This window comes from Flavobacterium ginsenosidimutans (genome assembly GCF_003254625.1).
Taxonomy (GTDB): domain Bacteria; phylum Bacteroidota; class Bacteroidia; order Flavobacteriales; family Flavobacteriaceae; genus Flavobacterium; species Flavobacterium ginsenosidimutans.
Genome location: NZ_QJRJ01000070.1, coordinates 23229 through 36888 on the forward strand (window position 1 = coordinate 23229; position 13660 = coordinate 36888).

Genomic DNA, 13660 nt, shown 5'->3' on the forward strand with positions numbered 1-13660 from the left:
GGTTAATTATTAATAGATTTTTTTTAGTTTTTAAACTGATAATTCTGGCTTCATACCCAAATCACGTAAATGCTTAAAGTGAGCTACAATAGCACTTCCCATTGTTTTGTATTCGTAATATGGCAAATTACATTCTTTTGCAGTTTCCTTGACGATTTTTGCAATTTTACCATAGTGAATGTGGCTAATATTTGGGAAAATATGATGTTCGATTTGATGATTTAATCCACCAGTGTACCAATTTACGATTGCATTTTTTGGCGCAAAATTAGTTGTAGTGTACAATTGGTGAACAGCCCAAGTATTGTCCATTTCTCCTAACTCATTTGGAGAAGGATTTGTAGTATGATCTACAACGTGTGCCAATTGAAATACGATACTTAAGATTAGTCCTGCAGTATAATGCATTACAAAAAATCCAAGAAGCACTTTCCACCAAGTAATTCCAATTAACATTGGTAAAACGATCCAAATAGAAATATAGATAACTTTAGTAATAATAAGAGTTGTCCAAAGAATTTTCGGACTTTTTGGTTCACCGTAAGATAATTTTCTTTTCAGATAATTTCTCATCTGCTTAAAATCAGTAGTAATAGCCCAATTGAAAGTCAATAAACCATACAAGAAAACAGAGTAGTAATGCTGAAAACGGTGAAAACTATGCCATTCTGCATGTTCTGTAAAACGGATAATTCTTCCTGCATCTAGATCTTCGTCGTGACCAGGAATATTCGTATAGGTATGATGCAAAACATTATGCTGCACTTGCCAGTTGTATACATTTCCTGCCAAAACATAAATGGTTCCACCCATGAATTTATTGATCCAGTTTTTAGTAGAATATGATCCGTGGTTTCCGTCATGCATTACATTCATTCCCACACCAGCCATTCCAATTCCGATTACGATTGATAAAAGCAACATTACCCAAAAAGGCATGTCAAGCGTAAGGATTAAAAAGTAGGGCGTTAAAAAAACAGCAAATAGAATAACAGCTTTTAAATGTAACTGCCAATTCCCGGTCTTTTTAATATTATTTTCTTTGAAATAATTGTTTACGCGAGAGTTAAGCGTTCTGAAAAACTTCAGATTGTCTTGCCTTGCAAAAATAGGTGCGTCGTTATTCATAATTGATTTAAATAGTTTTCAAAGGTAATTATTATAAATTCTCAATTTGCAAAATTGAGTTAAATATTTCAATCGTAAAGTAGTACTTTTGTTAAAAATTTACAGCAATGGATGAGATATTGAAATATTTTCCCAATTTGACCGATCTTCAAATCGAACAATTTCAAAAATTAGACTTTTTATACCACAATTGGAATGAAAAAATCAATGTGATTTCTAGAAAAGACATTGATTCTTTGTATACAAAACACATTTTGCATTCGTTAGGAATTGCTAAAATCATGAAATTCGAACCTGGAGCGACTGTTCTGGATGTTGGAACTGGAGGAGGCTTTCCAGGAATTCCGTTAGCGATTCTTTTTCCTGAAACTCGTTTTTACCTAATTGATGTTATTGCTAAAAAAATAAGAGTAGTGCAAGGTGTTGCTGATGCATTAGAATTAAAAAATGTAAAAGCAGAACAAAAACGTGCTGAATTGGTAAAAGGTGATTTCGATTTTATAGTAAGCCGTGCTGTAACCAATATGCCTGATTTCGTTTCTTGGATTAAAGATAAAATTAAGAAACAGCACAAACACACTTTAAAAAATGGAATTCTTTATTTAAAAGGTGGAGATTTAGCTGAAGAATTAAAAGATTTTCCAAATGCCACTTTATATGATTTGTCTGAAATATTTGAAGATGAATTTTTTGAAACTAAAAAAGTGGTTCATCTTCCTTTAAAATTCAAGCCATAATATTTTATATAAAAGCAAATAACCCGATTAGAGATTCTAAATCGGGTTATTTTTTGAATTAACATTAACGTTTTAAATTATGAAGCTTTCTTTGAAAAATTCAGGAATGAATTTGCTTTATGATCTAAATTGTCGATAAAACTATGAATAGCATTTTCTGATGCTTCAGGAGAATATTCGAATGCTGTATCAAAGAAGTATTCTCTAGAAATTAAAGGTTCGTTTGAAGAATCATATATTTTTTCATCGCTTTCATCTAATTCATTATTTTGATATGGATTTGGATGTGTATGAATTAAGTTGATAATTGTCTGACCCAACCAATTGTCAAATTTTTTCTTTTTTGGAGCAATGTGACGTGCCAGCAATATTAATCCAACAAGATCATTTTGTAAAAAGTAAGAACCTCTTCTATATCTTGCATCAATCATGGTCACGTTCATTAATGCAATCCATAATGCACCATTGACAGAACCATTTGCGGGAACTTCAAAATCGGTATCAAATAATAATGGATTTGTTTGTTCATGGTTATTTACAGAACACCAAAGAGCTTCAATTCGTTTTTGCGTATCATTTGTTGCTTGACTGTAACCTGTAAAACGCCAGTAAACCCATTCTAATAATGCAGCAGTCAATCCAATTGAGCCTTTGTGGTTGATATGCATTAAAGTATTTTCAAGCTCTTCATTCCCTTCAATGGGATCTAGAAGTTTATTTATTTTCTTTTTTGTCCATTTATAATTAATGGGATGTCCAATGCTTTTTGATTCCATAATAACTTTAGGAACATTGTTTAAATTTCTCATACTTATGCTATTAATTTATTAAATCTTTTTAATGTTGCTTAATGATGAAGCAAATTTATGCTGATGAGTTTTTTTTGATAGGAACAATAAGTTTTTAAAGTATTAAAATAAGACAATTAGAGTTTTTAAAGTGCTGATTTCTAAATAAATAAGAAAAATATTACAAAAAATATAATAGAAAATAACACCTGTAAGTGTAGATATTTTTATACTTTAGTGTAAGTTTTTACTTCGATAAAATATTTTAAGGTTCTTATTTGTAATGGTTTATGTTTTAAGTGTTTTTTCATAACTTTAAAATTATCTCAAATGAAAAAAGTAATTTTTATGTTGCTACCTTTATTGGTATTAGCAGTTTCCTGCGAAAAAAAATCAGATAAAAATGAATCTGAGAACAAATCTTTGGACAAGATTTCGAAATTAGTTCCTCTAAAAGAGAAAGTTTTAACTGCTGAACAGCAGAAAGCTTTGACTCCAGATTTGGTAATAAAAAGTTTGAAAGATGGAAACAAGCGGTATATGAATAATGATCTAACCTTAAGAGATCATTCGGCTTTAGTACGTGATGCTTCAGAAGGTCAATATCCAAAAGCTGTTATTCTTTCGTGCCTTGACAGTAGAATTCCAGTTGAAGATGTTTTTGATAAGGGAATTGGCGATCTTTTTGTTGGAAGAGTTGCAGGGAACTTTGTAAATGAGGATTTATTAGGCAGTATGGAATTTGGCTGTAAAGTTTCTGGAGCAAAACTAATTTTGGTTTTAGGACATGAATCATGCGGAGCTATTAAGTCTGCAATTGATGATGTGAAATTGGGAAATATAACAGCTATGCTTTCTAAAATAAAACCAGCTATTGCTAAATCTCAAGATTTTGCTGGCGATAAAACTGTCAAGAACGATGATTTTGTAGAATATGTTGCAAAAAATAATGTTTTACAGACAATTACAGATATAAAATCTAGAAGTCCTATTTTGAAAGAAATGGAAGATAAAGGCGAAATCAAAATAATAGGTGCTTATTATGATCTGCATTCTGGCGAAGTAATTTTTTTATAAAAAATAAATGCGTGTAATATAGAAATTACACGCATTTTTATAATCTAAAATCTGAACTCTAAAATCAGATTATCCTAAGAAAGGGTATCTGTAATCTTCTGGAGTTACAAAAGTTTCTTTGATAGTTCTTGGAGAAGCCCAACGTAATAAGTTTAATGCAGAACCTGCTTTATCGTTAGTTCCAGAAGCTCTTGCTCCACCAAATGGCTGCATTCCTACAACCGCTCCAGTTGGTTTATCATTGATGTAGAAGTTACCAGCAGAGTTTTGTAATTTAGTTGTAGCCACTTCAATAGCGTAACGATCTTGGCTGAAAACTGCTCCTGTTAACGCGTACTCAGAAGTAGTATCTACTAATTCAAGAGTTTCTTCCCATTTAGCATCTTCATAAACATAAATAGTGATAACTGGTCCAAATAACTCAGTTTCCATTGTAGTATATTTTGGATTTGTAGTTACAATAACTGTTGGTTCAACAAAGTATCCAACCGATTTATCGTAATTTCCTCCAACGATGATTTCTGCGTCAGCATCTTTTTTAGCTTGGTCAATATAACTTGCTAGTTTGTCAAAAGAACCTTCGTGGATAACTGCTGTAATGAAGTTTCCAAAATCTTCCGGAGAACCCATTTTCATAGATTTTACATCAGCAATTAATTGCTCTTTTACAGCTGGCCATAAACTTTGAGGAATATAAGCTCTAGATGCTGCAGAACATTTTTGTCCTTGGAATTCAAAAGCTCCACGAGTAATTCCTGTAACTACTTGTTTTACGTTTGCGCTTGGGTGAGCAATAATAAAATCTTTACCTCCAGTTTCACCAACGATTCTTGGATATGTTTTGTAATTGTGGATGTTTGCACCAATTTTAGCCCAAATATCTTTAAATACGTGAGTTGATCCTGTAAAATGAATACCAGCAAAATCACGGCTTGCCAAAACAGTATCAGTAATCATTAAAGCATCTCCAAAAACTACGTTTATAACTCCGTCAGGAACTCCAGCTTCTTTGAAAACATCTAAAATGATTTTTGTAGAAAATACTTGGCTATCACTTGGTTTCCAAACTACAACGTTACCCATCATAGCAGCACTTGCAGGAAGGTTTGCAGCGATTGCAGTAAAGTTGAATGGAGTAATAGCATAAACAAAACCTTCTAATGGTCTGTATTCTACACGATTCCAAACAGAAGAATCTGATTTTGGCTGATCGTTGTAGATTTGAGTCATAAACTCAACATTATAACGTAAGAAGTCAATTAATTCACAAGAAGCATCGATTTCTGCTTGGTGAATATTTTTAGATTGACCAATCATTGTTGCAGCGTTGATGCGAGCTCTGTATGGTCCTGCGATAAGTTCAGCAGCTTTTAAGAAAATAGCAGCACGTTGTTCCCATGCCATATTTGCCCATGCTTTTCTTGATTCAAGTGCATTAGCGATTGCTTTTTCAATATGTTGTTTTTCAGCTAAATGATATTTTCCAACAACGTGTTTGTGGTCGTGTGGAGCTGTAATGTTTCTTGTGTTTCCAGTTCTGATTTCTTCGCTTCCTATATGCAAAGGAACGTCAATTTGAGAATTCCACATTGTTGTGTAAGCCGCCTGAACAGCTGCTTTTTCTGGAGAGTTTGGTGCGTAGCTTTTTACAGGCTCGTTTACCGCTTTTGGTACATGGAAAAATCCTTTAAGCATGTTATTTAAAATTTGTGAATTAGACAATTTAAAGTTAGACGATTTGTTTTGTTACGAATAATCTAACGCTGCACAAAAGTACAAAGGATAAATTAATAAATTGACAATTTTATGATTAAGATAACGATAAAAGCAATCGCTGTAAATTATATCTTAATTTAAAGCAAAAGGAGCACACATTCTAAAAGTAGGAACGATAACTTTGAATGTTTTTGTTGTAGTAAAATTGATCATATTAAAATGACCTTTCATAGCGCCATAAGGAGACGATAATAGACAGCCAGAACTGTAAGTGTGATTTTCGCCAGGTTTTAAAACTGGTTTTTTACCAATTACACCTTCGCCATCTACAACTTCTAAGTCGTTTAAAGAATCAAAAATTTCCCAGTGACGTGAAGTTAATTGTACAGAATCTTTACTATGATTTTCGATGGTAACTACGTAGCTAAAAGCAAAATGAATCTTGTAGTTTTTGAAGTATGTACCTTCAAAACTAGTCAAAACAGATATTTTTATGCCTCGTGTAATTTGAGAAACCATACTAACGCCGTATATATGTGAGTGTTATAGTGGCAAAGTTACGAAAAAAAATTAGTTAAACTAGAACCTTAACATTTGTTTTAGTTGACTATATTGATAGAGTTTGCATTTCCTTTTCCAATTACACGCTGATAACGATCGGTTGCTTCTTTGTAATAGACCAAAATCGTGTACTCATTTTCAGTCTGATAAAAGTTTCCATCAATAGCATTTTCATTATCAATGACTCCTTTTTTATCAGCTACTGTATATTGAAAATTGGTAAAACCCTGCTTGATCATAATGGCTTTTTCGAAAACGCCTTTATCAGTGTTGTAATCCATTTTATATTCTGGCGTAAGACTGTAATTATTGAACATTCCAGTAATATAAATGTCTTTATTCAATCTAAAAGCAGGTGCCGAAAGTGTAAAATATACCCAAGCATAATCGGCTTCAATATCATTGTTAGAACCATTGATATTCTTCACAACAAAATTCCCATTTACATCTTCATAATTGGTGTAAATCTGATTTCCTCTTGCTGCATTAGTGTATAAATGAGCGTTATAAATATCGCCGTTAGAACCTACTTTAGCAACATTATTATTTGCCGCGCGAATGTCTTTATTTTCAAAATACAAATACTCATTTCCGCCCCAAAATTGGGTTTCTTTGTCATATTTATAAATAAGCTGATTGCCAATGGTGTATTGAGGAACAATATTTTTTATCTCAGTATGAAAGTTTCCATTTTGCAATAAAAGAACTTTCACATTCTGTAATGGCGTCTGAAAAACAATATCATTTGACAAAATTGCAATATCAAGATTTTGTTTATAGTCAATATTGCTGAGGTTGCGGCTTCTTTTTACTTGAGTTCCAACAGTACAATGATTTTCAAACAAAATGAATTTTCTTGAGAAAACGACTTCTTTATCATCGTTCAGAATTCGTAGCATATAATTTCCCGAAAGTTTCAATAGCTGTGTAAACTGATTAGGAAAAGAAAGTCTGTAATGCGTATAAACCTGAAGTGTATTAAACGAATTTGAAAAATCTGTAATTCTCTGATTATCCATGCCGAAAATATAATCTGTTTTAGGAATATCTGTTGGATACCAATTGTAATCGCAATGAATAACTTCAAAATAATAATTGGCTTCATTGCCAAACAAATCATCAAATTGAAATGTAAATGCAGAACCTAATTCGAAAATAGGTGGAACATTACTGCCATTCTGAATAAAAGAGACGGTTTTAATATTATAAGGAGGATCGATTTCTTTTTCCTGAGCTTTCGCCAAAGTGAAAATAAAAAGAAAAATCAAGCTTGTATAGAAAAATTTTGGCATCTTATTTCGTTGTAAGATTGTAAATATAACAATTTTATATAACGAAAAAGATGCCAATCTATTGGATTTAACTATTAATTACCCAAAATATATTCTAAGTTACCTTCAATTTCATCATTAATATAACTTTCTTCTAAAAGGGAATCAGATAATAGTTTTTTGTTTTCCTGCAATTTGATGATTTTTTCCTCAACTGTGTTTTTAGAAATAAAACGAATCACATTTACTTTATTCAATTGCCCAATTCTATGCGCTCGACCAACTCCTTGTTTTTCTGCAAAAGGATTCCACCACGGATCCAAGAATAATACATAAGAAGCTTTCGTAATATTCAAACCAACTCCACCAGCTTTTAGTGAAATAAAGAATAACAACGGATTTTCTTTTTCCTGAAATAATTTTACTTGCTGTTCTCTTTTTTCTGCAGGAGTTTCACCTGTAATTTCGCAGAATTCAATTTTATTCTCTTTACACCAATCGGTATAAAAACTTAAATTGGTAACAAACGAACTGAAAATAATCGCTTTCTGTTTTCCTTTTACTAAACTTTCTAAATAGTTCGTAACGGCAATATATTTTCCAGAATCAATTTCTGAATCTGCATCGACCATTTTTGGGTGATTACTTAACTGACGCAGTTTCATCAAAGTATTGATAATGCTGATTTTGTCAGGAGATCCATCGGTTTTAAGAAGGAAATTTCGAGCTTTAGATTTTTCTTTTTCGTATAATTTTTCCTGCTCAGGATCCATGTCACAGTAATAAATCTGCTCTGTTAATTCTGGTAAATCTTTTAAAACTTGTTCTTTGGTTCGTCGCAAAATATAAGGCTGAATAAGATTTTTTAATTCTGCTAAAACTTCTTCATTCTGTTTTTTCTCAATCGGATTTTTGAAATTTTCCATAAAGAAAGCATAACTGCCCAAAATCTCCGGATTGATAAACTGCATTTGTGACCATAAATCGTCAAGCGAATTTTCGATCGGCGTTCCACTCAATGCAATTTTATGTCCCGTACTAATTTTATTTATGGCTTTAAAAATCTTAGAATTTTTGTTTTTGATGTATTGGCTTTCGTCCAAAATCAAATAACGGAAATCGTATTTTTCTAAAATTGAAATATCGCGATGAATGATGCTGTAACTTGTAAAAATCAAATCGGTTGAATTGATTCTGCTTGCTAGTGATTTTCTGTCATTTCCAACATATTGCATTTTCGAAAAGTGAGGCGTAAACTTCCCCGCTTCATTAAACCAGTTAAAAACCAATGAAGAAGGCAGAACGATCAAAGCTTTAAGTGGTTCTCTTTCGATAGTGGTTTCGTTGGCGAACAAATCAAAATTAGTGGTTTTGGTTGTAAAGCCTAATTGTTCTTGCACCGAAACTAAAACAGACAAAGTTTGCAGCGTCTTTCCAAGTCCCATATCGTCAGCCAGACACGCGCCCATATTCGAATTAAAATGACCTAAAAGCCATTTTACACCGTCAATTTGATAGGGTCTTAAAGTCGCTTTTATTAAGTCTGAAGCTGTAAATTCAGCTTGATGAATCTGATCTAAATCATTATCAATTTCTGAAATTCCGTCTAAAGCGGTAAAATTGCTTTTTCGTAAAAGTAAAACGCCATTTTCTGTTTTGGCTAATTTTACCAAAGAACCGTATTTGCTAAACCATTCTAACGGAATCAAGAAATAGTTTCCGTCAGGCAACGCAAAAAGTCTTTCTTTGCTTTTTATGTTTGGAATAATTTCGCTGAAATTGATTTTATAATTTCCAACAGTAATAATTATTTTAATATCAAACCAATCTCCAGTTGTTTCTTTTGATGCAGAAATGGTATAACTTTCTGTAACAATCTCTCTACTTTCTAATTTCAGATTTTCGACAGTAAAACCTAAACTTTTAAGCTTTTCTTTATTGTCAATAATTAGTTGAATATTGACATACGGATCTTTATTTTCTGCTTCTGAATGTAATCCAAATAATTCGTTTTTGATTTTGGTTAAACCAATTTCATTTAATTTTTCGATAAAAAAACTTTCTTCAGAATTTCTTTTAAACTGAATTATTTTAGGTTCATTGGCAACACTGAAATCGACAAAAGAATGTGTTTTTTTAGTTTTGCTTGCATCAAATGAATATCCGTTATAATCAAAATATAGATTGAGATAATAACAGTTTTTAAAGAAATCATGAATTGGCTGAATCGTACAGGAAATGATTTTATCTCGAAGTTCAATTTCAAAACCAGTTGCTTCAATATCAATTTTTTTCGCTATTTGAGGAATAAAACTTTTAAAGTAATCATCAACTAATTTTGAAGGGATTTCAATTGATTTTTTCTTTAAAAAAGGCATCAGTTTTTTAGAGTTTAGCTCTTTTAACTGTCCTAATTTTTTATTGATAATCAGCCAGCCGGGTTCATCCAAAAGAATTTCAGCTTTGATATCCATTGGAGAAAAAGTGGTTTCATTTTCTTTTAAAGAAAGAGTGTAAGTGATTCCTTCGGCATGTTTGTCAAATTGAATCTGAGGTTCAAAATCAAGCGGATCAATATTGACTCTCGAACGATAAAAATCTTTTTCTGGTCCGAGATTTAGAGACAAAGGAAATTGCTCTTTTACAATCAAATCGTAAAATGAACTCAAGTTGAATTTTAAATGCTGACGAATGGCAAAATCAATTTTAGAATCTTTTTGAAGATCAGCAATTGTTTTAGCCGATTTGATTTTTGCGCTGAACTTTTTGAAAATGAATTCAGGTTTTAAAGAATCGCAGGCGGTTAAAATTCTTTTGGTGTTAGAATCTAAATTTTCAAAAACGATCCCGAAACTTTCAAGTACGTTGGGACTTGCTTTTTTATCTAAATATTTGATTTCGCTAGTATTCTCAACAATGTAGGCGGTTGGAATATAGACATTCAGATTTTTTTCCAAACTGATGTCAAAACAGAATTGAAATGGTTTTGTAGGTTCCAAGATTTAGGGATTTGATTAGGCTTGTAATTTGGGAATTGGGCAAAAAATAAAGAGTTTTCAAAATAATAATAATTTGAAAACCCTTTAAATGAACTTATTTATGGTGAAAAAGAATTAGTTTTCTTGTTTAAAGCAAAGCGGAATAATTTCGCCTTTTGCTAAACAATATTTTTCAACCAATTCTGGTGCAATTTTATTCGTATAATCTTCTTCGATAACAATAAAACCAATGCTTCTTAATTTGTCGAAATAATCGCGTCCGTAGACACGTACGTGATCGTATTGTCCGAAGATTTTAGCACGTTCTTTTTGATCTGTAATCGAATCATCTGCAAAGGTAACTTCACGAGATAAATCCTGAGGAATCTGAAGGATCGCCATTCCGCCTGGTTTTAAAACTCTGTATAATTCCTGCATCGCTTTAGTATCATCTGGAATATGTTCTAAAACGTGATTACATAAAATAACGTCATATTCATTGTCTTTGAAAGGTAAATTACAGATATCTGCTTTTACATCAGCCAAAGGCGAAAGTAAATCGGTTGTAGTGTAATCAAGGTTTTTCTGATTTCGGAATCTTTTATAAAAAGCTTGTTCCGGCGCAAAATGCAATACTTTTTTGGGCGCTGTAAAAAAATCAGTTTGATCGTTTAAATACAACCAAAGCAAACGGTGTCTTTCTAAAGAAAGCGTACTTGGCGAAAGTACATTATTGCGTTGTTTCCCGTATCCGTAAGGCAAAAACGATTTAAAGCTTCTTCCATCAATAGGATCTGTAAATTTATCTCCTCTCAAAGAGAATGCTAAAATTGGACGCGCAACGTAACTCAAACGAATTAATAAAGGACGCGGAATTGTATTAAGTACAAGTTTAAATAATTTTTTCACAGGAATAGATTCGGGTTGTTTTTTGTTATAGAACTAAAGGCACTTTTCTGAATTCATCTTCTTCGTTGCTTTCGATTCCCAGAGCTTTATAGATGTATTGAAAAGTAGATAATAATTCTGGTTTTCCATCAATTAAAGCCACATCGTGCTCAAAGTGCGCGCTAGGTTTTCCGTCGGCAGTCAGAATTGTCCAACCGTCTTTTAGTTGTTTGATGTTTCTAGTTCCCATGTTGATCATTGGTTCAATTGCTACAACCATTCCTTCAACAAAAAGCTTTCCACGTCCACGTTTTCCGTAGTTTGGCATTTCTGGTTCTTCGTGCATTTTTTGTCCAACACCGTGTCCAACCAATTCACGAACTACGCCATAACCATGAGCTTCAGTATATTTTTGAATCGCGTTTCCAACATCTTCCACACGATTTCCTGCTTTAAATTCTCTAATTCCAACATAAAGAGATTCTTTAGTTACTTGTAGAAGTTTTTTAACTTCAGGAGCAACTTCTCCAATTTCGAAACTGTATGCGTGATCTCCGTGGAAACCATTTTTGAAAGCACCACAGTCAACCGAAATAACGTCACCATTTTTAAGAGGAACATTATTTGGAATACCGTGAACAACTTGAGCATTTGGGCTCATGCAAAGCGAATTCGGGAAATCGTACAATCCAAGGAAACTTGGAACTGCACCGTGATCACGAATAAATTCTTCGGCTAATTTGTCAAGATATAATGTAGTTACTCCTTCTTTGATTTCAGAAGCAATCATTCCTAATGTTTTTGATACGATTAAAGCACTTTCGCGCATTAATTCGATTTCCTCTCTAGTTTTTTGGATAATCATATTTTTTCCATTTTTCAGTTCGCAAAAGTACAATATTTTATCTAAATTTTTTAGCCACGAATTCTCGAATTATCTCAAAACAAAAATTAAAAAAAAGTTATTACACAAATGAATTAATTAATTTTTAAAGAAAATTCGTGAATTAGTGACTATCAAAACAATCAATAGAGTTAAAGCGTTTCAGAAAAAAGGCATAAATTAGTAGTACAAATGATAATATTATGGAAACCAATATAGATCGAGATATTGCTAAAGTAAAGGCCCTTAAGAAAATGAAGAGAAATGCTTTAGGACTTTTGGGTATTGCAGTGCTATTGTTTTTAATTGCTATTTATTTTAAAATTCCGATGCTGCAGGCTTTTAGCGAAGCGGCAATGGTTGGTGGAATTGCCGATTGGTTTGCGGTTGTGGCACTTTTTCGTCATCCGATGGGAATCCCGATTTGGCACACAGCCATTATTCCGACCAAGAAAAATGAAATAGGAGAGAACCTTGGAAATTTTGTTTCTGAAGAATTTTTGGACCGAGAAAAATTAGAAATTAAACTGGATGAATTTAATTTTGCAACCAAAGCTTCAGAATGGCTTTCGCATGAAGAAAATGCTGATAAAATTGCCAGTGTTGTTGCTCTGAACATTGTTCCAGGTATTTTAAGAACAATAAAAGATGAAGATGTTAGAAAATTTATTCAAGTTCAATTTAAAGAAAAAATTGAAGGAATAAATTTTGGTGATTGGGTTGCATTGGCTTTAGAACCTTTACAAAAAGGAAATGTAAAAGATCAGTTATTGACAAATCTTTTGGAAGTGATGAGTGCCGAATTGACAAACAATAAAGATTTAATTCGAAAAAAAGTAAAAGCTTCAACTCCCTTTTTAAGTTTCGGATTGGCTGATAAAAGTATTACTGAAGGTGTTTTTAATGGATTGCAAGATTTTTTAAACGAAGCAAAAAATCCAGAAAGCACGGTAAGACTTAAAATTGACGAATACGTTTATAATTTTCTAGATAAAATAAAAAACTCAGAAGAGATGAGAGTTAAAATCAATGATATGATTTTGGGTTTTGTTGGAAAAAAAGAGGTTCAAGATTACATCAACGGAATTTGGGATGAGGTAAAATTATCTATTACAAACGATATTAATAAAGGTGATGATTCTTCGATAAAAAATAATATTGCCAATTTGATTCAAGGTTTTGGAAACGGAATCAAAGAAGATCCTTTAATGATTGACAAAATCAACAATTTCATTAAAAACGATTTGTTATCGGTTCTTTTAAATAACAAAAAAGTAATTGGAGATTTGATTTCTTCAACTGTAAAAAGTTGGGATGGAAAAGAAGTCTCAGAAAAATTAGAATTAGAAATCGGGAAAGATCTTCAATATATTAGAATCAATGGGACTTTAGTTGGTGGTGTTATTGGGCTTGTGATTTATGGAGTTGAACAGCTTTATCATTATTTTATTGTTTAAGATTGCAGAGAAGTACACAACGTTTTGTCATTTCGACGAAGGAGAAATCGCACTAGAAATTCCGCAAACTATATCGCCAATTTTTGTCGAGTTTCGTGTGTGATTTCTCCTTCGTCGAAATGACAAAAAATGCGTAAAAATAAAAGAGGCGAATTCTAAAGAATTCGCCTCTTTTT

At 32.3% G+C, this 13660-nt stretch carries 11 protein-coding genes; 3 read left to right on the forward strand and 8 right to left on the reverse strand.

What is annotated here, in order from left to right:
- Nucleotides 1-30: 30 nt before the first annotated feature.
- Nucleotides 31-1128, reverse strand: coding sequence for a fatty acid desaturase family protein (locus DM444_RS04920; RefSeq protein WP_111284578.1), 1098 nt, complete (start codon nt 1126-1128; stop codon nt 31-33).
- Nucleotides 1129-1235: 107 nt separating this feature from the next.
- On the opposite strand from DM444_RS04920, the gene rsmG reads away from it, so the two are divergent.
- The gene (rsmG, locus tag DM444_RS04925) at nt 1236-1865 is read left to right on the forward strand and encodes a 16S rRNA (guanine(527)-N(7))-methyltransferase RsmG (RefSeq protein ID WP_111284580.1); all 630 of its coding nucleotides are present in this window, start codon (nt 1236-1238) and stop codon (nt 1863-1865) included.
- A 77-nt stretch (nt 1866-1942) separates the two neighbouring features.
- On the opposite strand, the gene DM444_RS04930 is transcribed toward rsmG, so the two are convergent.
- Nucleotides 1943-2674, reverse strand: coding sequence for a hypothetical protein (locus tag DM444_RS04930; RefSeq protein ID WP_111284582.1), 732 nt, complete (start codon nt 2672-2674; stop codon nt 1943-1945).
- A gap of 309 nt (nt 2675-2983) precedes the next feature.
- Here DM444_RS04930 and DM444_RS04935 point away from each other — a divergent pair, with 309 nt between their 5' ends.
- Nucleotides 2984-3730: a carbonic anhydrase family protein gene (locus tag DM444_RS04935; RefSeq protein ID WP_111284584.1), complete on the forward strand. Its 747-nt coding sequence runs from the start codon at nt 2984-2986 to the stop codon at nt 3728-3730.
- A gap of 69 nt (nt 3731-3799) precedes the next feature.
- Here DM444_RS04935 and pruA read toward each other — a convergent pair whose 3' ends face one another.
- The 6 genes from pruA to map all read right to left on the reverse strand — a co-directional run bounded on the left by pruA (nt 3800) and on the right by map (nt 12009).
- Nucleotides 3800-5425, reverse strand: a complete 1626-nt coding sequence (gene pruA / locus DM444_RS04940) for an L-glutamate gamma-semialdehyde dehydrogenase (protein WP_111284586.1) — start codon at nt 5423-5425, stop codon at nt 3800-3802.
- Nucleotides 5426-5578: 153 nt separating this feature from the next.
- Nucleotides 5579-5965: a Co2+/Mg2+ efflux protein ApaG gene (gene apaG, locus DM444_RS04945; protein ID WP_008467225.1), complete on the reverse strand. Its 387-nt coding sequence runs from the start codon at nt 5963-5965 to the stop codon at nt 5579-5581.
- Nucleotides 5966-6045: 80 nt separating this feature from the next.
- Nucleotides 6046-7299: a type IX secretion system plug protein gene (locus tag DM444_RS04950; protein WP_111284588.1), complete on the reverse strand. Its 1254-nt coding sequence runs from the start codon at nt 7297-7299 to the stop codon at nt 6046-6048.
- 74 nt (nt 7300-7373) lie between these two features.
- Nucleotides 7374-10277: a DEAD/DEAH box helicase gene (locus tag DM444_RS04955; RefSeq protein WP_111284590.1), complete on the reverse strand. Its 2904-nt coding sequence runs from the start codon at nt 10275-10277 to the stop codon at nt 7374-7376.
- A gap of 114 nt (nt 10278-10391) precedes the next feature.
- Nucleotides 10392-11165 (reverse strand): class I SAM-dependent methyltransferase, encoded by a 774-nt coding sequence (locus DM444_RS04960; protein ID WP_111284592.1) that lies wholly within the window; start codon nt 11163-11165, stop codon nt 10392-10394.
- A 25-nt stretch (nt 11166-11190) separates the two neighbouring features.
- Nucleotides 11191-12009, reverse strand: coding sequence for a type I methionyl aminopeptidase (gene map / locus DM444_RS04965; RefSeq protein ID WP_111284594.1), 819 nt, complete (start codon nt 12007-12009; stop codon nt 11191-11193).
- 221 nt (nt 12010-12230) lie between these two features.
- Here map and DM444_RS04970 point away from each other — a divergent pair, with 221 nt between their 5' ends.
- Entirely contained in the window at nt 12231-13484 is a 1254-nt protein-coding gene (locus DM444_RS04970; protein WP_111284596.1) for a DUF445 domain-containing protein, read from the forward strand.
- The last annotated feature ends 176 nt before the right edge of the window (nt 13485-13660 follow it).